We start from the raw sequence: 18,443 nt of genomic DNA, 5'->3' as shown, positions 1-18,443 counted from the left end.
AGTGAAATTGTATTTTTAACCCGACTTCCTTTACAATAGAATTTAACCGGACTTCTTAGAGAACTATAAAAGAAAGCCCAGATTTAGAGTAGGGAGGCAGAACGTGCTTCAGAAGATTAAGAAGATTGATGGTGCTATCGTAGTCGTTCTGTTATTGCTCATGACTGTCAGCATCTTCGCCATATATAGTGTGACACATGGAAGAGAAAAGCTGGACGGACATCATATCCGTATGATGATGTATTATGCAATTGGCTTTATTGCTTTTATTGGAATGACCTTTTTAGATTACAGAATTTTAGTGAAATACGCGTTATATATTTATTTGTTTGGGATAGGTATTCTGGTCCTCGTAAGCTTTTTGGGAGAGACCAAAAATAATGCCCAAGGCTGGTTGTCCCTCCCTGGTGGACTGAGTCTTCAACCTGCCGAGCTATTTAAGCTGATATTAATTCTATTCCTGGCAGCTATGCTCGTCCGAAAGAATAAGAGTAAGCTCTTATTTTGGCGGGATGTTGTGCCGCTGGGTCTATTGACCTTATTTCCGTTCCTTATTGTCCTTACACAGAATGACCTTGGGAATGCCTTGTCTTACATTGTGATTCTTGCAGGTCTGTTATGGATTGGTAACATTAAGTACACTCATGCCTTAATCGGGCTAGTAATTGTAGCGAGTTCTGCGATTGCCGGCATTATGAGTTACATCCATTATCATGATGAAATTAAAACGTTCCTCACGGATATTGGCCGCTCACACTGGATCGAACGTTTCGACCCCTGGCTTGTTCCGGACAAAGCAACAGCGAAAGCTCTTTATCATACTAAAAACGCCAAACTGGCGATTGCCTCAGGTGGGATGAGTGGCGAGGGCTATATGAACGGCAGTTCTGTTCAGACGGATCGAGTGCCTTATACGTATTCGGACTCCATCTTTGTGCAGATTGCCGAGGAATTTGGATTCGTGGGTTCTGCGTTTGTGCTGCTATTATATTTTATCCTGATACACCGAATGATTCTGATTGCGCTGGAATCCAGAGATCGAGCGGGTCCGTTTCTGATCGTCGGTATTGTCGCGATGATGTTGTATCAGATTTTTGAGAATATCGGCGCGTTTATTGGCTTGATGCCGTTGACAGGTATCACGTTGCCTTTCATTAGCTTTGGGGGTACATCACTGCTTATCAACATGGCGAGTATTGGACTGGTAATGAGTGTACGTCTGCATGGTCAGGATGTAGAGGAAGATTTGCCTAAGCCTACTCCTTATGCAGCTGCCAAACAGGTATAAACACGTAATCAAAAAACCGTCAGAACCTTATCTCTTATGGATAGGAACTGACGGTTTTTTTATAAATGAGGATGTCCTTCCACAGATCCGAAAGATGAATCTCTTAATTCGGGTGTATTACATAAATTTGGAATTGTAACCTCAAATGCTCTACAATAGAAAGGAGCGACCTTCCTCGGGTGAGGACGGTTGGAACCTTAATAGAGTAAGGGGTTTACGTATGCTTGAAAAGCTCAAGAAAATCGATAGTGTGATCCTTATTGTTCTAGTTATGCTGATGGTCATTAGTATTTTTTCCATATATAGCGTGACTAATGGTAGATTAGTTCAGAAACTAGATGGCTTCCATTTACAAATGCTGAAATACTATATTGTAGGGTTTGTAGCTTTCTTTGTGCTTACTTTTGTGGATTACAGGATATTTGTGAAATATGCTCTTTATATTTATATTTTGGGTATAGGTCTGCTGGTGTCAGTAAGTTTTTTTGGTAAGGTGAAGAACGGTGCGCAACTGGGGCTGGAGATAGGCGGTCTTAGCTTTCAACCTGCGGAGCTTTTTAAGTTGATATTGATTCTTTTACTCGCGTCCATTCTGGTCCGTAAACAAGGGGCTACCTTAACCTTCTGGAAGGGAGTCGTCCCGCTGGCGCTTCTTACATTGCTTCCTTTTGTTATAGTGATTGTACAGAATGATCTGGGGAATGCGCTAAGCTACATCGTTATATTGATCGGACTTCTGTGGATCGGGAATATCAAAATTTCACATGCGCTCATCGGGCTAATTATTGTTGGCGGATTGGGTCTTGCAGGAATTCTGAGCTATATACATTATCATGATGAAGCGGTTCATTTTTTTGAGGAGACCCTTGGCAGGAAGCATTTAGTAGATCGTTTTGATCCATGGCTCGTACCTGATTTGGCGTCAGATGATGCAAGCTATCACACGAAAAATGCTAAAGTAGCTATTGCCTCCGGAGGGATGAGCGGCGAGGGGTACATGCAAGGAAGCTCTGTGCAGAGTAACCGTGTTCCTTATACCTATTCGGATGCTATATTCGTACAGATTGCGGAGGAGTTTGGGTTCGTGGGTTCAGCGCTGCTGCTGTTACTATTCTTTATTCTTCTTCATCGGATGATATTGATTGCCCTAGAGAGTAGGGAGCGCAGCGGCCCATTTTTGATTATTGGAATTACGGCCATGCTGCTATATCAAATCTTAGAAAATATTGGAGCTTTTATCGGTCTAATGCCGCTTACGGGAATTACACTTCCATTTATCAGCTATGGAGGCACGTCACTTTTAATCAATATGGCCTGTATGGGGATTGTAATGAGTGTGCATCTTTATGGGCGGGATGTTGAGGAAGATTTGCAGCTGCCTAAGGCGCTTGCTTTAAAGTTATAGATTTAATAGATTCATAGGTTTGCAGTCTCTCATCTCTGGACATACTACTAGCATGAGTGTTAAGAGGAGAGGGGCTGCAACAAATGAACGATAATCATATGGATAAAAGAGATTCCTTACGTGTAACTTTTAAGTATACTGCCATTTTAATTTGTTTTTTTATGATTGTTATCATGGCCTGGGAAGGTCAAAAAACCGATGCGGCAGTAGCCGAAGTAACCATTCCACAGGATTCTATCCGGCTGCGTATTTTGGCGAATTCGGACGGAACACAAGATCAGCTTGTGAAACGGCAAATCCGTGATACCATCGTGGAGCAAATGAACCAGTGGGTTACTGCACTGGAGGATCCGCAGAGTTTAGAACAGGCACGCGCTTTAATTAGAACCCATCTGCCAGAGCTTAATGCACTGGTTGGCTCGGAGCTGGAGAAACGTGGTATTCAATACTCCTATAAAGTGGAGCTCGGAGTGGTTCCTTTTCCGACTAAATTATACGGCGGCACAGTTTATCCGGCTGGAGAGTACGAGGCTGTACGGGTTACGTTAGGTGAGGGGAAGGGTCAGAACTGGTGGTGTGTACTGTTTCCACCGCTGTGCTTTATCGATGCAGGCTCCGGAGATGCGGCAGCACCTGCTGCTAACAAAGGGGCGAAGACTGTCTCGGCTGCTGGGACAGATAGCGGAGTTAAGGTGCAACCAGCAGTAGGAACAGCTGTACAAGCAGATTCTTCGGCAAAGGATGCAGCGGCAGCGGATTCTGCAGAGCCAGAGGTGCGGTTCTTCGTTTGGGAGCTGCTGCAAAATCTTTGGAACTGGATTTCGGGATTATGGTCGTAATTGCTGAAGCTAGCTCTTTGGTTTTGGCGGAAATGGTCTATAGTTTTGAACCTAGATATGTTACTATTTCATAAGTAGATCGACTGCGGCTCCTTCATTGGGGCCGCTTTTTGGTAAGATTAGAAGGAATGGATATTCTGAGTATTTATTCTAAGTTTGCTAGAAAAGCTAGTGTTCAATATATATCCTGTAGAAAGCCTGTGATGAGAATGAATGAACCAAACGATCCTTTATTCGCTGTTCAGCGGAGGAGTGAGAATAGGGATGAGACTGTTTATTGGGAGCTGGATTTGTTGGAACATACAGCTCCGGATTCAGATGTGCTTCAGCCAAGCGAAGAGAATAAGCTAGCTATAGTGGAGGCGGCAGCGATGCTTCGCGAAGGAGGAACGGTCGCTTTTCCAACCGAAACGGTCTACGGACTCGGAGCAGATGCACGGAATACAGCAGCGGTTGAGGCTGTTTTTGCGGCAAAAGGGCGACCGTCTGACAATCCCTTAATCGTGCACATTGCCGATTCAGGTGCTTTGGAAGAGTTGGTTACAGAAGTGCATCCTACGGCTGCGGCATTGATGGATGCATATTGGCCTGGACCGCTGACAGTTGTGCTTCCTGTTCGTGCAGGTGTTTTGTCGCCTTGTGTGACGGCAGGCTTGGATACGGTAGGTGTACGTATGCCTGACCATCCGGTAGCTTTGGCGCTGATCAGTGCAGCGGGCTGTCCTGTTGCGGCACCGAGTGCTAACCGTTCGGGTCGTCCGAGTCCGACCTTAGCTTCGCATGTGATGGAAGATTTGTCCGGATACATCGATGGTGTTCTTGATGGCGGCGCCGCGGGAGTTGGACTGGAGTCAACCGTAGTGCAGGTGCAGCCGGATGGAAGGGTTGCCGTGCTGCGTCCCGGCGGAATTACTTCAGAGCAGTTGGCTGCTGTAGTGGGGGCAGAAGCAATTGCTGCTGAGCCAGCTGCGGTTAAGGAATTTGGAACTTCCGCAGCGGTGGAAGTTCCAGAAGGCACTGCACCGCAGGAACATTCCGGTGCAGAAGCTGCCGACAACTCGGCGCCGCGCGCGCCGGGCATGAAGTACACGCACTACGCGCCGCGCGGCTGGCTCGGTGTAGTGCGCGGATCTTCCCCGCAACGTGTTGCGGAAGAAGCCGCGAGTCTACTTCAGGCGGCGCAACTGAGCGGCGAAGTGACGGGCTTACTCCTCTTCGAGGAGCATAAGCCCTTCTATCCCGCCGATCCTGCCGCCTGCGTTCTTTCCCTCGGCTCGTTATCCTCGCCGGAGGAAGGTGCACGCTCCCTATATGCCGCGCTGCGGCGCTTTGATGAAGCGGGAGCGACTTACATCTTGGCCGAGGCTTGTCCGTATACGGGCCTCGGCGCTGCCATTATGAACCGGCTTATGAAAGCCGCCGGTGGTTCCGTGATTGACGCCGGATAGTTACGGCGCCTAGTCTACCCAGCTTAGCACCGCTTATTCTAAGCTGAAATCTCCTATGAAGTCATGATTACCCCCTTGTCCGCATATCGTTGTTGTACAAGATATTTCGGACTTGGGGGGTTAAGCATGGGCATAGGAGATGTATATGCCGGTTGGGGGCAGACGGTTACTATTGCCATAATGGCGATTGCATTAGGAATGGATGCTTTTTCGCTCGGTGTAGGTATCGGGATGAAGGGGATTCGTCTGTTGCATGTTCTGCAAATGAGTGTGCTCATTGCTTTTTTTCATATGCTGATGCCTCTTCTGGGTTTATTAACGGGAAGTTATGTCGGGCAGTTGCTAGGTCAAGTAACGACTTATGCCGCCGGAGGACTTCTTGTGCTGTTAGGCGGACATATGGTGTATAACTCCTTTCGTCCGGAAGTGGTAGGAACGCGAGCTATGAATCACCGAACCTTATGGGGGATGCTGCTTCTTTCACTCAGTGTGAGTGTGGACTCTTTTTCTGTTGGGGTATCCTTAGGGATGTTTGTAAATGGTGTCCTTCTGACTATACTAGCTTTCGGTGTCTGTGGAGGTCTGATGTCGATTGTAGGCTTACTTCTTGGGCGGCATGTCAGTCGTGGACTCGGGGATTATGGTGAAGCGCTGGGCGGGGCTATTTTATTGGGGTTTGGCTTGCTATTCATCTTTTGATACAATAACGGCATTACAATATTTTAATTTCATGGGGGTGCAAAAGCATGCTGCATATTTTATTCGTCTGCACCGGTAATACATGCCGTAGTCCTATGGCTGAGGGGCTTTTACGAAAGCTCGCGAAGGAACGTGGAATCGACCTGGAAGTGCGGTCTGCAGGTGTATCCGCCATTTCTGGCACTTCTATATCGAGGCATGCTGCAGCTATTTTGCAGGAAGAAGGTATTCATGATCATTTGGAGTCGTCGCAATTAACAGGGCAATCCGTTGCTTGGGCCGATCTTGTACTGACCCTTACCAGTGGACATAAGCAGCATTTGCTACAGTATTTTCCGGATGCCGTAACCAAAACATATACATTAAAGGAATATGTGCATAACGAAGAAGCTGTGACTGAGGATATTAAGGAATTGGACAGCCTATATGCAGATGCTGAGTTAAGCATTGCTTTAGGCGGTGAACCCAACGCAACGGATCTGCAACGAATGATTGAAATCCGCCAACGGATTCCGAGCTTTGATATTTCCGATCCTTTTGGGGGTACGCGTGAGGATTATGAGCTTACTGCTGCTGAAATTCGCACTGCGCTGTTTAGTTTGCTAGATAAGCTGGAATCTTTACGCCATATGTAAATGGTTGATTTTCAGTCCGCTTTGCTTTAAGATGAAAATACAACTAATCGGTTCCGATGTAACTGGCGACAAATGTGGATCAAACCACGATGGAGCATCGGAATAAACGGCCGGTCGCCTGGGCAAAAGAGCAAATCCGCAGCTACCTGCGGACTGCTCTTTTTTGTTTAAATAAAGCTTGTTTGAAGTTTGAGGAGGTTGAGTGATGGACGAAGTTGTGGATCTGTCTTTAACTGAAGCCACCGTCACTGTGTTAAAGGAGTTGGCGGAAGCTGGTAACCTTGGATCAGGTAAAGTTGTTGTCGTTGGAGTTAGCACAAGCGAGGTCGCTGGTGTCCGAATTGGAACCGGTGGTGCGCTTGAAGTCGCACAGCAATTGCTCGAAGGGGTCCGTTTGGTCGCAGCGGAAAAAGGATTTTATCCCGTTTATCAGTGCTGCGAGCATCTGAATCGTGCACTTGTAATGGAACGCTCTTTGCTTGAGTCGCTTGGGTTAAAAGAAGTTTCAGCTGTACCCATACCGGGGGCTGGAGGTTCGATGGCGGCGGCTGCCTATCGCTCTATGAAAGATCCTGTTTTGGCGGAAGCAATAGAAGCGCACGCGGGTTTAGACATTGGTGAGACGCTTATAGGAATGCATTTACGCCGGGTAGCGGTTCCTTTTCGACCGACCTTACGCTACATTGGAGCGGCTAGGGTGAATGCAGCCTGGACCAGACCTCCGCTTATTGGCGGTGAGCGTGCCGTTTATCGAGCTCCAGAGCAGAGTGGTTTACAGGGTTGTGATTAATAATTTAGTTTTATATTTTTTGCAGAAGCGCAGACCTAAAGCCTTATTATGGCGGGCAAATCGTTTCTACTAAAATACAATATATCTACACACACTAGGGAGGAAATAAGAACATGGAACAATTACGTAAGAGTGACCCGGCAGTACTGGAAGCGATGGAACTGGAACTGAAACGTCAACGTGCCAACATTGAGCTTATTGCCTCAGAGAATATCGTTAGCGAAGCCGTAATGGAAGCTATGGGCTCGGTGCTTACGAATAAATATGCAGAGGGCTATCCAGGCAAACGTTATTATGGTGGCTGTGAAGATGTAGATATCGTCGAGAATTTAGCTCGTGATCGTGCAAAAGAATTGTTCGGTGCGGAGCATGTTAACGTACAACCGCACTCCGGAGCACAAGCGAATATGGCTGTTTATTTGGCGGCGCTAAACCCGGGTGACACTGTTCTTGGTATGAACTTGGCACATGGCGGACATTTAACGCACGGTAGTCCTGTCAATGCTTCCGGATTGCTGTATAACTTTGTTGCCTATGGTGTGCAAGAAGATACTTTCCTGATTGATTATGATGAAGTACGCAAAGCAGCCTTTAAGCACCGTCCTAAATTGATTGTTGCTGGTGCAAGTGCTTATCCACGGATTATTGATTTCGAAAAACTTGGTGCTATCGCCAATGATGTCGGCGCTCTGTTTATGGTAGATATGGCCCATATCGCAGGTCTTGTTGCTGCTGGCCTTCATCCAAGCCCGGTACCTCATGCTCATTTTGTTACAACTACTACACACAAGACTTTACGCGGTCCTCGCGGAGGTATGATTATGTGCAGACAGCCATGGGCTGCTGCGATCGATAAAGCTGTATTCCCAGGTTCCCAAGGTGGACCTCTGATGCATGTAATTGCTTCAAAAGCAGTAGCGTTTGGTGAAGCCTTGCAGCCTTCCTTTAAGACTTATGCTGAGAATGTAGTGAAGAATGCAAATGTTCTTGCGGAGACGCTGATAAGTGAAGGGGTCAACATTGTATCCGGTGGTACGGATAACCACTTAATGTTGCTTGATACCCGTAACCTGAACATTACCGGAAAAGATGCGGAAAAAGTACTAGATTCCATCGGGATCACTGTGAATAAAAACGCAATTCCATTTGATCCTACGAGTCCTTTTGTAACTAGTGGTATTCGTATTGGTACACCTGCAGTCACTTCCCGTGGTATGGACGAGCAAGCAATGGTAGTTATTGGCCGTATTATTGCTAATGTTCTGAAGAATCCTAAGGACGAAGCGAAATTGGCAGAGGCAGCTCGTCAAGTTGCTGATTTGACAGATCAGTACCCACTTTATCCGGAATTGAAATACTAGTTCTTATTTGTATTCATTAATGAGTTCACCTCCATCAAGTCCTGATTTTAGGATTTGGTGGAGGTTTTTTGTTGTTTATTGTTCACAATATTACATAGGGAATGGATGGGAAACCGATGAAATTGTTTATGAAAGTTCATGGAACTTTCATAAACAATAGTGAAAAAAATGTGAATAGTATGAAAAAGTAAAACTTGCACAACATAATCTAGGTTTTATAAGTGAAAGGTTGAATGTTTCAACCAATCATTACCTTTCAGGTCAAGGATATACAATAGGAATGTGTTCAATATGGATACAAGTGCCTTTCTAGGTGAAATGAAGCGAAGGGAATGCTATAATAGACAGGATTTAGCCACTGAGAAGCAAAAGCGCTTTCTGAGGTTATAGACAAGACTTACAATTACCGGAGGGACATTAAAATGGGAAAATTGGTGATTTGCGATCATCCTTTAATTCAACACAAACTAACATTTATTCGCGATGTAAGAACAAACACAAAGGATTTTAGAGAGCATGTTGATGAAGTTGCCACATTGATGGCTTATGAGATTACACGTGATATTCCTCTAGAGACCATTACGGTACAGACACCGGTCACTGAAACGGAAAGTAAAGTGATTTCGGGAAGAATGCTTGGGCTTATTCCTATTCTTCGTGCGGGCCTAGGGATGCTTGAGGGCGTTCTGAAGCTTCTCCCTGCTGCTAAAGTAGGACATGTTGGCTTGTTCCGTGATCCGGACACACTTCAACCGGTTGAGTATTACATTAAGCTTCCTACAGACGTACAGGAACGCGAGCTAATCGTAATCGATCCAATGCTGGCTACAGGGGGATCTGCGATTGCTGCTATTACCTCGTTGAAGAAGCGTGGCTGTACACAAATTAAAATGATGAACTTGATTGCGGCTCCAGAAGGTGTTGCTGCAGTTCAAGAAGCTCATCCAGATGTAGATATTTACGTAGCTGCGCTTGATGATCATTTGAATGAACATGGATATATCGTTCCGGGACTTGGCGATGCGGGAGACCGTTTGTACGGAACTAAGTAAATAGCAATTCGTGATTAGGGATATGAAATATTTGAATTTTTTGATGAGAGGGTAGGGGTTATGTCCAAAATTAAAGTGATGACTGTTTTCGGAGTGCGCCCCGAGGCGATCAAGATGGCTCCTCTAGTTCTTGAACTAGAGAAGCATCCTGAGCATATCGAATCAATTGTTTGTGTAACAGCACAGCATAGAGAACTCCTTGATCAAGTGTTGGAAGTGTTTAAGATCACTCCTGATTACGATCTGGATGTGATGAAAGACCGTCAGACGCTGAATGAGATTACTATTCGTGTGCTTGAAGGCTTGGAGCCTGTACTGAAAGAGGTTAAGCCTGATATCGTACTGGTGCATGGGGACACATTAACAACGTTCCTTGCGAGCTATGCCTCCTTCCTGCAGCAAATTCAGGTTGGGCACGTAGAAGCAGGACTTCGGACATGGAACAAACTGTCTCCTTATCCTGAGGAAATGAACCGTCAACTAACAGGTGTATTGGCCGATCTGCATTTTGCTCCGACCGATTGGTCAGCTAGCAATTTGAAACACGAGAACAAAAAAGAATCAAGTATTTATATCACAGGCAACACCGTAACCGATGTGTTTCAATATACCGTACAGCCGGATTATCGGCATCCTGTTTTGGATTTTGCTTCAGGAAAAAGACTTATTTTGATGACTGCTCACCGCAGAGAATCGCAAGGTGAACCGCATCGTAATATCTTCCGAGCTGTTAAAAGAATCGCTGATGAATTCGAAGATGTAGCCATTGTTTATCCTGTGCATCCGAGTCCTGCTGTTAAGGAACCTGCACATGAAATTCTGGGTGGACATCCAAGAATTAAGCTGATTGATCCGCTGGATGTCGTGGATTTGCATAATTTTTATCCGCATACCCACTTGATTTTAACCGATTCCGGCGGTTTGCAAGAGGAAGCTCCTTCATATGGAGTTCCCGTCCTTGTGCTTCGTGATACGACGGAGCGTCCTGAAGGGATAGATGCTGGAACGCTGGAGCTTGTGGGCACGGACGAGGAGAAGGTGTATGAACGGACACATGCTCTTTTGACTGATAATGAGCTCTATCAGTCGATGAGTCGGGCCGCCAACCCGTACGGAGATGGCAAAGCCTCCCAACGAATTGTCAATGCGATTTTGCACCATTTCGGTGTAAATAAGGAACGTCCTGAAGAGTTTCACAGAATGTTCACAAAAAATAAATAATTTCATTTAAAGTAATATCTGAGCTGATTAAAAACACCATACAGTCAAACTGTACGGTTTATATGGTTTTGGAACATTTTGCTGTGATTATTTTCATGTTTTCAAGGGTTTTTAGGCAATGTTCAATGAATTGACAAAGTCTCCAGAAATTCAGTAAAATTAGTTGGGATTGTAGCCAATGAAAGAACAAAATAGCAGGGACAGCTTGTTACAGACCGCGCTTATCATTGGAAGTGCAGGCACTATACTCGCCGCTTACATTGTTATTGGTTTTTTTGCGGCAAGGTGGCTGAAAGACCTGATGGAGGGTCCGAAATATTGGCTCGCCATTGGCACAATAACCGGAATGATTCTGGGGATTATGAACGTCGTCCTGTTAATTAAAAAATTTTTGGGGGAGCAGAATGGATAATATGACTCCCATGATCAATACCGTCACTAGAGTTACGCTCGTCCTTATGGCAGGACTCTTAATGGGCTGGGCGCTTCATCATGAGACCAGGGAGACTACGCTGGGCATGACTCTGGGTCTGGTGGCGGGATTGGTAAACTTTCGTTATCTGGCCGTCAAGGTTCGACGGGTAACGCAGTCGATTGCGAGCAACGAAGGGAATGCCTTCAGCCTCGGTTTTGTTACACGGATTAGCTTTGCAATTTTGGTCACTATGTTCGCGGTCAAAATTGAGCATTTCTCCCTGGTAGCAACTGTTTCGGGCGTATTCATTCCTCAGCTTCTCGCCATTCCTGCGGGGATATATCTGAGTGTGAAGAACAAACTTTAACCAGATTAAAGAGAAAGGGGGATGATACTATGCATGAGATGCCGAAAATCTTTGTCGGGGGAATACCGATAGATATATCAGCCGTATTGATGCTTCTGATCAGTTGTACAGTAGTATTTGTACTGGTGATGCTGTCGGTTCGTAAGCTTTCGGTTGAGAATCCATCTAAGCTTCAGAATTTTATGGAATGGGTTGTTGAATTTGTAGAGGGTGTCATTAGCAGTGCCATGGACCTGAAGAAAGGAAAACCTTACATATCTTTGGGGCTAACGTTGATTCTGTTTATCTTTGTTTCCAACCTTCTTGGATTGCCTTTCTCAGTTGTAACTGAAGCACATGGACCTGTAACCGTGTTTGGCCATGTGATTGAAGCAACCAAGAACTTGGCGCATGGTGATCATGTTGAGATCTTATGGTACAAGTCGCCGACTGCTGACATTAATATCACTGCAGGATTGGCAATTATTGTGTTTATACTGATGAACTTCCTGGGCATTAAGCTCAATGGAAAGCATTATTTCAAACACTATATTGAGCCGTTTCCAATCTTTTTGCCACTGAACATTATCGAGAACTTGGCAAAACCAGTAGCTTTGGCTATTCGTCTATTTGCTAACATTTTTGCCGGAGAAGTACTGATTACAGTCATTTTGAAACTGGGGATTCTCAGTATTCCGTTCCTGGCTGTATGGCAAGGCTTCAGTATTTTCGTCGGGGCACTACAGGCGTTTATCTTTACGATTCTGACGATGGTTTATATCGCACAGATGACGATTCACGAAGAAGAAGCACATTAATGAACTGCTGCGAAGAGAACGGCTATCGTCTGATTTTCTTTCGCGGGAGATATCTTATATCATTAAACACAATATGAACCGAAATTAAAGGAGGATATTTACAAATGGAATTTTTAGCAGCAGCAATAGCGGTTGGATTGGGTGCACTTGGCGCAGGTCTTGGTAACGGTATGATCGTTAGTAGAACAGTTGAGTCCATCGCTCGTCAGCCAGAAGCTCGTAATGCCCTACAAACAACAATGTTTATCGGTGTAGGTATCGTCGAAGTTATTCCGTTGGCAGCAACAGTTATCGCATTCCTGATCATGTTTTCTTAATAAACCGTATTTACGGTTTGGCGGGGACGGCCAGTGCCATCCGCGCCTTACTTTTGTATACGTCCGCATGACGCGGTAACGGAAGGGAGTGACCTCAGTGGAAATTGTTTGGACAAACATCGTATTTTCAATTGTAGCCTTTGGGATTCTATATTTCTTGCTCAGTAAGTATGCGTTCAGCAAATTGTTCGCAGTGATGGAGAAGCGCCGTGAGCTGGTAATGCAGCAAATGGATGAAGCTGCGAAGACTAGAGAGCAAGCGGTCGCGTATGTGGAAGAGCAGAAGCAAGCGCTGAACAGTGCACGCCAGGAAGCTCAACAGATTATTCAACAATCGCAAATTACTAGTAATCAACAGGTAGAACAAGCTTTGGCGCAAGCTAAAGTTGAAGCTGCACGCGTCAAAGAAGAGGCCGTGCGCGATATCGAGAACGAGAAGAATAAAGCAGTGGAAGAGTTGCGCAGCGAAATTGGAACGGCATCTGTTCGTATTGCTTCTAAACTTCTTAAGAAAGAAGTTAGTGCTAGCAGTGAGCAGGAGCAGCTTGTGAACCAATACCTCAATGAGGTAGGAGGCCGATCATGAGCCGCGATACGGTAGTTGCCAAGCGCTACGCTAAAGCATTGTACAGTGCAGCGGTAGAGAAGGGGATTACCCTTGAAGTAGAAGAACAGCTCAAGGCAGTGGTCGAAGTATTACACTCAGACCTAGAGGTACAGCGGTTTATTCTTGCACCACGTATCTCGGAGTCCGACAAGCTGAAAGTGCTGCGCACAGCACTTCAAGATAAGCTCTCTCCTATCGTGATGAACATTGTAGAACTGTTAGTAGAGCGGGGCAGAACCGATATTTTTGCCGAACTGCTGGATACGTATATCAAGATTGAAGGAGACGCTCTTGGCATTGGTGATGCTAAGGTATACTCCGTTTATTCTTTAAGTGAAGAAGAACAAGCGGCTGTAGCTGCAGAATTTGGCCAGCTCGTAAACCGTAAAATCCGGGTTACGAATGTGGTAGATCCAAGCCTGCTGGGAGGACTGAAAGTTTATATCGGCGATACGCTGTATGACGGCAGTCTGTCTAGTAAATTGGAACGTCTCGAGAAATCCTTTAATGATAAGCATAGAAGATAGGGGTGAGGATATTGGGCATCAGACCTGAAGAGATCAGCACTTTGATCAAAAGTCAAATTGAGCAATATAAAGCCGATATCGAAGTTGCCGAAGTGGGCACCGTCATTCAAGTCGGAGACGGTATCGCTCGTGTCTACGGTCTGGAAAACGCAATGGCAGGCGAGTTGCTAGAGTTCTCCAACGGAGTAGTGGGCATGGCGCTCAATCTGGAAGAAAGCAACGTCGGTGTTGTTATTCTGGGTGAGTACAAGGAAATTCGTGAAGGCGATCAAGTAAAACGTACTGGACAAATCATGCAAGTTCCAGTGGGAGAGGCCCTTCTGGGTCGTGTAGTTAATGCACTCGGTATGCCGCTTGACGGTAAAGGCCCTATTCAAACGACGGAGTTCCGTCCGGTTGAGAATAACGCTCCTGGTGTTATTGACCGTAAATCGGTTCATGAGCCAATGCAAACTGGCCTTAAAGCGATTGACGCGATGGTACCAATTGGTCGTGGACAACGCGAACTTATCATTGGTGACCGTCAAACTGGTAAGACTGCAATCGCAATCGATGCGATTATCAACCAAAAAGGCAACGGCATGAAATGTATTTATGTTGCCATTGGACAAAAACAATCTACAGTAGCACAGGTTGTAGAAACTCTTCGCCGTCATGGCGCGTTGGAATATACAATCGTTGTAACTGCTTCGGCTTCCGAGCCATCCCCACTGTTGTATATTGCTCCATACGCAGGTTGCGCAATGGGCGAATACTTCATGTACAAGGGCGAACACGTATTGATCATTTATGATGACCTTTCAAAACAAGCTTCGGCTTATCGCGAATTGTCCTTGCTGCTTCGTCGTCCACCGGGTCGTGAAGCATTCCCTGGTGACGTGTTCTACTTGCACTCCCGTCTTTTGGAGCGTGCGGCTAAGCTTAGTGATGAGCTTGGTGGTGGTTCATTAACCGCGCTTCCGTTCATCGAAACACAAGCATCTGACGTATCGGCTTACATTCCTACGAACGTAATCTCGATTACAGATGGTCAAATCTTCCTTGAGTCTGATCTGTTCTACTCTGGACAACGTCCGGCAATCAATGTCGGTATCTCCGTTTCCCGTGTAGGGGGTTCCGCTCAGATTAAAGCGATGAAAAAGGTAGCAGGCTCGCTTCGTTTGGATCTTGCTCAATATCGTGAACTTCAAGCATTCTCACAGTTTGGCTCAGATCTTGATAAATCCACGCTTGCTCGTCTGAATCGCGGAGCGCGTATGATGGAAGTTCTGAAACAAGGTGTAAATCAGCCGTTGTCTGTTGAGCATCAAGTGCTTAGCTTGTACACAGCTGTAAAAGGGTATTTGGATGATATTCCTGTTAAGGACGTAAAACGTTTTGAAAAGGAATTCCTTGCTTACATGGATAGCAGTGCTGCTGAAGTTGCTCAATCCATCAGAGATACCAAGGATTTGACAGCCGATAACGAAGCCGCTCTTAAAGCTGCAATTGATAAATTTAAAAGAGGCTTTGCTACTAGCTAATATAGATCGCGCGTAAACAAATCTTATTAAGTGAGCTTTGGCACTGCCGAAGCTCAGGCTATTACTTATAAAGTTAGCTTTGAATTCGTCAAAGCTAAGAAGATGCTTACGAAGTTAGCTTTGACTCCGTCAAAGCTCTAAGGTGGTGAAATCATGGCAAGAAGCATGCGTGATATTAAACGTCAAATTAAGAGTGTTCAAAACACAAGACAGATCACAAAAGCGATGGAAATGGTAGCTGCCTCCAAGCTGAGAAAAGCTCAGGAGAAGGCGATTGCCGCCCGTCCTTATGCTGAGAAGCTGAAAGAGGTTGTATCGAGCATTGCTGCCGGTACAGAAGGCGTTCAGCATCCTATGCTGGTCAGTCGGCCTGTGAAAAAAACTGGTTATCTTATCGTGACCTCTGATAGAGGGCTTGCGGGTGGATACAACGCTAATATTTTACGTAAGGTGACGATGCTCATCGCGGAACGCCATAAATCCAAAGATGAGTACGCCTTGTTCGTTATCGGTCGTAAAGGCCGTGACTTCTTACGCCGCCGTGAATATCCGATTGTACAGGAGGTTACTGAGCTATCGGATGCGCCGAAGTTTGCTGACATCAAGTCTATCGCTAATTCGGCAGTACAACAGTTTGTAGATGGTACGTATGATGAGCTGTACGTTTGTTATAACCAATTCGTCAATGCGATTACCCAGATTCCAACTGTTGATCGATTGTTGCCTATGGAAGGCGTAGGAAATCATGAGCATCATGAAGCGACTGCAAATTACGAATATGAACCTTCACCAGAAGGCGTACTCGAAGTGCTACTTCCGAAATACGCTGAAACTTTAATTTATAGCGCAATTCTGGATGGCAAGGCCAGTGAGCTGGGTGCGAAAATGACAGCGATGGGCAGTGCAACAAAGAACGCGTCGAAAATGATCGGAGAACTTACCCTTACGTACAACCGTGCCCGTCAGGCGGCAATTACGCAGGAAATTACCGAGATCGTGGCCGGAGCGAACGCTCAGTCTTAAAAATACAAGAACAGTTAAGCACTGTGCTTGACTTGCCTTGTATTTTACGAGAAACAGTGCCGCATGGAGCGATACAGAGTATCGCCCGCTTCTGGAGTATGGCTCCTTAAGAACGGCACTGCAGTTCTTCTTAATGTAACAGCTTTCGAGGAGGGAAATGAAGATGAACAAAGGACGCGTTGTAAGCATTATGGGTCCGGTTGTCGATATTGAATTTGAACGCGGCCAGTTGCCCGAGATATTCAACGCTATCAAAATTGAAACCGTCTTGGACAATGGTCGCCAGATTAACCTAACACTTGAGGTTTCCAATCACTTGGGAGACAATTTGGTACGTTGTATCGCGATGTCTTCTACAGATGGTCTGGTTCGTGGACTGGATGCGATTGACCAAGGTGGTCCTATTTCGGTTCCTGTAGGGGAAGCGACATTAGGCCGGGTATTTAACGTACTTGGAAATCCAATTGATAACGCTGGTGAAGTTGTTTCCGAAATAAAGAACCCGATTCACCGTTTGGCTCCGACATTTGATGAATTGTCAACACAAGCCGAAATTTTGGAAACGGGTATTAAAGTTATCGACTTGCTCGCACCTTACGCTAAAGGCGGTAAAGTTGGTCTGTTCGGCGGTGCCGGTGTAGGTAAAACGGTAACGATTCAAGAATTGATTAATAACATTGCCCAAGAACACGGCGGTATTTCCGTATTCGCGGGTGTGGGTGAACGTACTCGTGAAGGTAATGACCTTTATCACGAAATGACGGACTCCGGCGTTATTAAGAAAACAGCAATGGTGTTCGGACAAATGAATGAGCCCCCAGGCGCGCGTCTGCGCGTAGCTTTGACCGGTCTTACTATGGCGGAATATTTCCGTGATGTAGAAGGCCGCGATACGCTGCTCTTTATCGATAATATATTCCGCTTTACCCAAGCGGGTTCCGAAGTATCCGCTCTTCTCGGACGTATGCCGTCCGCGGTAGGTTACCAACCAACCCTGGCTACTGAAATGGGTCAGTTGCAAGAGCGTATCACTTCTACCAAAAAAGGCTCCGTTACTTCCATTCAAGCCATCTACGTACCAGCGGATGACTACACTGACCCTGCTCCGGCAACGGCGTTTGCTCACTTGGATGCAACAACTAACCTTGAGCGTAAGATTTCCGAGAAGGGGATTTTCCCAGCGGTTGATCCACTGGCTTCCAGCTCGCGTTTGCTAGCTCCGGAAATTGTTGGTGAAGAGCACTATAATGTGGCACAAGGTGTTAAACAATTGCTGCAACGTTATACCGAACTTCAGGACATCATTGCCATCTTGGGTATGGATGAATTGAGTGAGGATGATAAGGTTATCGTAGCCCGTGCTCGTAAAGTTGAGCGGTTCCTGTCGCAGCCTTTCCACGTAGCTGAACAGTTTACCGGCTTCAAGGGTAAATACGTGCCAATCAAAGAAACTGTACGTAGCTTTAAGGAGATTCTGGATGGTAAGCATGATGATCTTCCAGAAGCAGCGTTCCTTTTCGTAGGTACAATCGAAGAAGCGGTTGAAAAAGCGAAATCGATGTAACACTGAGCTAAGTGAAATGCTTTCGAAGCGAGCTTTACTTTGTAAAGCTAAGTGTATGCTTTCGATGAGAGCTTTACTTCGTAAAGCTTTAAGGAGGAATGGAAGTGAATACCTTTTTGTTGGAAATTGTCACGCCGGAGCATCTCGTCTATTCTAAACAAGTGAATAGCTTGACAGTACGGGGAGTCGAAGGCGAGTTGGGTATTTTGCCTGGACACATTCCGCTTGTGACTCCACTTCAGGTTGCTCCGTTATCCGTCAAATCGGACGGTGTTACGATTTCCATCGCCGTTCATGGCGGGTTCGTTGAAGTGCATAAGGACAAGGTAACAGTGCTGGCCGAAAGTGCCGAGCTGCCAACAGATATTGATGTTGAGCGCGCCGAAGCCGCTAGAGAACGGGCTCAACGCCGTCTCCAGACTCGTAGCAAACAAGATGATATCGATCACCGCCGTGCGGAGTTGGCGCTGCAACGCGCTGTTACACGGATTAAAGTGTCCACTGGTAAAGGACAACAGTAGGTTATTAGCGGTCAAGCTCTAAGCTTGACTGCTTTTTTATTATA

Annotated in this window: 20 protein-coding genes and 1 riboswitch; all 20 genes read left to right on the top strand. The window is 45.9% G+C overall.

The genetic code is table 11. The annotated features are described in order from the left end of the window. The first annotated feature begins 103 nt into the window (after window positions 1-103). The 20 genes from NSU15_RS28745 (at window position 104) to NSU15_RS28650 (ending at window position 18,399) form a co-directional block, all read left to right on the top strand. Window positions 104-1,288, top strand: coding sequence for an FtsW/RodA/SpoVE family cell cycle protein (locus tag NSU15_RS28745; protein WP_042131382.1), 1,185 nt, complete (start codon window positions 104-106; stop codon window positions 1,286-1,288). A 220-nt stretch (window positions 1,289-1,508) separates the two neighbouring features. After that, window positions 1,509-2,693, top strand: a complete 1,185-nt coding sequence (locus tag NSU15_RS28740; RefSeq protein WP_339288388.1) for an FtsW/RodA/SpoVE family cell cycle protein — start codon at window positions 1,509-1,511, stop codon at window positions 2,691-2,693. 83 nt (window positions 2,694-2,776) lie between these two features. Beyond that, the gene (gene spoIIR, locus NSU15_RS28735; RefSeq protein WP_339288387.1) at window positions 2,777-3,532 is read left to right on the top strand and encodes a stage II sporulation protein R; all 756 of its coding nucleotides are present in this window, start codon (window positions 2,777-2,779) and stop codon (window positions 3,530-3,532) included. Window positions 3,533-3,741: 209 nt separating this feature from the next. Next, on the top strand, window positions 3,742-4,980 hold the full coding sequence (locus NSU15_RS28730; RefSeq protein WP_339291501.1) for an L-threonylcarbamoyladenylate synthase: 1,239 nt from the start codon (window positions 3,742-3,744) through the stop codon (window positions 4,978-4,980). A gap of 126 nt (window positions 4,981-5,106) precedes the next feature. Next, entirely contained in the window at window positions 5,107-5,679 is a 573-nt protein-coding gene (locus NSU15_RS28725; RefSeq protein WP_042131380.1) for a manganese efflux pump, read from the top strand. A 47-nt stretch (window positions 5,680-5,726) separates the two neighbouring features. Further along, on the top strand, window positions 5,727-6,314 hold the full coding sequence (locus NSU15_RS28720; RefSeq protein WP_042131379.1) for a low molecular weight protein arginine phosphatase: 588 nt from the start codon (window positions 5,727-5,729) through the stop codon (window positions 6,312-6,314). 48 nt (window positions 6,315-6,362) lie between these two features. Continuing rightward, window positions 6,363-6,445, top strand: a riboswitch (ZMP/ZTP riboswitch). 74 nt (window positions 6,446-6,519) lie between these two features. Then, complete coding sequence (locus NSU15_RS28715) at window positions 6,520-7,104, top strand: TIGR01440 family protein (RefSeq protein WP_339288386.1); 585 nt, start codon at window positions 6,520-6,522, stop codon at window positions 7,102-7,104. Between the two features lie 113 nt (window positions 7,105-7,217). After that, window positions 7,218-8,465, top strand: a complete 1,248-nt coding sequence (gene glyA / locus NSU15_RS28710; RefSeq protein WP_042131377.1) for a serine hydroxymethyltransferase — start codon at window positions 7,218-7,220, stop codon at window positions 8,463-8,465. A 422-nt stretch (window positions 8,466-8,887) separates the two neighbouring features. Beyond that, window positions 8,888-9,517, top strand: a complete 630-nt coding sequence (upp, locus tag NSU15_RS28705) for a uracil phosphoribosyltransferase (RefSeq protein WP_042131376.1) — start codon at window positions 8,888-8,890, stop codon at window positions 9,515-9,517. Window positions 9,518-9,577: 60 nt separating this feature from the next. Continuing rightward, window positions 9,578-10,738, top strand: a complete 1,161-nt coding sequence (gene wecB / locus NSU15_RS28700) for a UDP-N-acetylglucosamine 2-epimerase (non-hydrolyzing) (RefSeq protein WP_076119034.1) — start codon at window positions 9,578-9,580, stop codon at window positions 10,736-10,738. Window positions 10,739-10,916: 178 nt separating this feature from the next. Beyond that, complete coding sequence (locus NSU15_RS28695; protein WP_076119036.1) at window positions 10,917-11,150, top strand: AtpZ/AtpI family protein; 234 nt, start codon at window positions 10,917-10,919, stop codon at window positions 11,148-11,150. Between the two features lies 1 nt (window position 11,151). Further along, window positions 11,152-11,520: an ATP synthase subunit I gene (locus NSU15_RS28690; protein ID WP_339288385.1), complete on the top strand. Its 369-nt coding sequence runs from the start codon at window positions 11,152-11,154 to the stop codon at window positions 11,518-11,520. Between the two features lie 29 nt (window positions 11,521-11,549). Next, the gene (gene atpB, locus NSU15_RS28685) at window positions 11,550-12,317 is read left to right on the top strand and encodes a F0F1 ATP synthase subunit A (RefSeq protein WP_042131372.1); all 768 of its coding nucleotides are present in this window, start codon (window positions 11,550-11,552) and stop codon (window positions 12,315-12,317) included. A gap of 104 nt (window positions 12,318-12,421) precedes the next feature. Next, entirely contained in the window at window positions 12,422-12,634 is a 213-nt protein-coding gene (atpE, locus tag NSU15_RS28680) for a F0F1 ATP synthase subunit C (RefSeq protein ID WP_039877624.1), read from the top strand. Window positions 12,635-12,731: 97 nt separating this feature from the next. Continuing rightward, window positions 12,732-13,220, top strand: coding sequence for a F0F1 ATP synthase subunit B (gene atpF / locus NSU15_RS28675; protein ID WP_042131371.1), 489 nt, complete (start codon window positions 12,732-12,734; stop codon window positions 13,218-13,220). Beyond that, window positions 13,217-13,768 carry a F0F1 ATP synthase subunit delta gene (locus tag NSU15_RS28670; protein WP_042131370.1) on the top strand — a complete coding sequence of 184 codons (552 nt, stop codon included), beginning with the start codon at window positions 13,217-13,219 and terminating at the stop codon, window positions 13,766-13,768. Before atpF ends, NSU15_RS28670 begins: the two co-directional genes overlap by 4 nt. A gap of 11 nt (window positions 13,769-13,779) precedes the next feature. After that, complete coding sequence (gene atpA, locus NSU15_RS28665; protein WP_042131369.1) at window positions 13,780-15,291, top strand: F0F1 ATP synthase subunit alpha; 1,512 nt, start codon at window positions 13,780-13,782, stop codon at window positions 15,289-15,291. A gap of 153 nt (window positions 15,292-15,444) precedes the next feature. Then, window positions 15,445-16,314 carry an ATP synthase F1 subunit gamma gene (gene atpG, locus NSU15_RS28660; RefSeq protein WP_042131368.1) on the top strand — a complete coding sequence of 290 codons (870 nt, stop codon included), beginning with the start codon at window positions 15,445-15,447 and terminating at the stop codon, window positions 16,312-16,314. A 163-nt stretch (window positions 16,315-16,477) separates the two neighbouring features. Then, window positions 16,478-17,878 carry a F0F1 ATP synthase subunit beta gene (atpD, locus tag NSU15_RS28655; protein ID WP_042131367.1) on the top strand — a complete coding sequence of 467 codons (1,401 nt, stop codon included), beginning with the start codon at window positions 16,478-16,480 and terminating at the stop codon, window positions 17,876-17,878. A gap of 104 nt (window positions 17,879-17,982) precedes the next feature. Continuing rightward, entirely contained in the window at window positions 17,983-18,399 is a 417-nt protein-coding gene (locus NSU15_RS28650; RefSeq protein WP_042131365.1) for a F0F1 ATP synthase subunit epsilon, read from the top strand. Window positions 18,400-18,443: the final 44 nt, after the last annotated feature.

Source organism: Paenibacillus sp. FSL E2-0201, from assembly GCF_037963325.1.
Classification (GTDB): domain Bacteria; phylum Bacillota; class Bacilli; order Paenibacillales; family Paenibacillaceae; genus Paenibacillus_AQ.
This window is presented reverse-complemented; position numbering and strand designations above follow the sequence as displayed.

Excerpts from the sequence above, each read along its gene's own strand:
- NSU15_RS28740 (WP_339288388.1), top strand. The coding sequence starts at position 1,509 with ATGCTTGAAAAGCTCAAGAAAATCGATAGTGTGATCCTTATTGTTCTA.
- spoIIR (WP_339288387.1), top strand. The coding sequence starts at position 2,777 with ATGAACGATAATCATATGGATAAAAGAGATTCCTTACGTGTAACTTTT.
- NSU15_RS28730 (WP_339291501.1), top strand. The coding sequence starts at position 3,742 with ATGAATGAACCAAACGATCCTTTATTCGCTGTTCAGCGGAGGAGTGAG.
- NSU15_RS28725 (WP_042131380.1), top strand. The coding sequence starts at position 5,107 with ATGGGCATAGGAGATGTATATGCCGGTTGGGGGCAGACGGTTACTATT.
- NSU15_RS28720 (WP_042131379.1), top strand. The coding sequence starts at position 5,727 with ATGCTGCATATTTTATTCGTCTGCACCGGTAATACATGCCGTAGTCCT.
- NSU15_RS28715 (WP_339288386.1), top strand. The coding sequence starts at position 6,520 with ATGGACGAAGTTGTGGATCTGTCTTTAACTGAAGCCACCGTCACTGTG.
- glyA (WP_042131377.1), top strand. The coding sequence starts at position 7,218 with ATGGAACAATTACGTAAGAGTGACCCGGCAGTACTGGAAGCGATGGAA.
- upp (WP_042131376.1), top strand. The coding sequence starts at position 8,888 with ATGGGAAAATTGGTGATTTGCGATCATCCTTTAATTCAACACAAACTA.
- wecB (WP_076119034.1), top strand. The coding sequence starts at position 9,578 with ATGTCCAAAATTAAAGTGATGACTGTTTTCGGAGTGCGCCCCGAGGCG.
- NSU15_RS28695 (WP_076119036.1), top strand. The coding sequence starts at position 10,917 with ATGAAAGAACAAAATAGCAGGGACAGCTTGTTACAGACCGCGCTTATC.
- NSU15_RS28690 (WP_339288385.1), top strand. The coding sequence starts at position 11,152 with ATGACTCCCATGATCAATACCGTCACTAGAGTTACGCTCGTCCTTATG.
- atpB (WP_042131372.1), top strand. The coding sequence starts at position 11,550 with ATGCATGAGATGCCGAAAATCTTTGTCGGGGGAATACCGATAGATATA.
- atpE (WP_039877624.1), top strand. The coding sequence starts at position 12,422 with ATGGAATTTTTAGCAGCAGCAATAGCGGTTGGATTGGGTGCACTTGGC.
- NSU15_RS28670 (WP_042131370.1), top strand. The coding sequence starts at position 13,217 with ATGAGCCGCGATACGGTAGTTGCCAAGCGCTACGCTAAAGCATTGTAC.
- atpG (WP_042131368.1), top strand. The coding sequence starts at position 15,445 with ATGGCAAGAAGCATGCGTGATATTAAACGTCAAATTAAGAGTGTTCAA.
- atpD (WP_042131367.1), top strand. The coding sequence starts at position 16,478 with ATGAACAAAGGACGCGTTGTAAGCATTATGGGTCCGGTTGTCGATATT.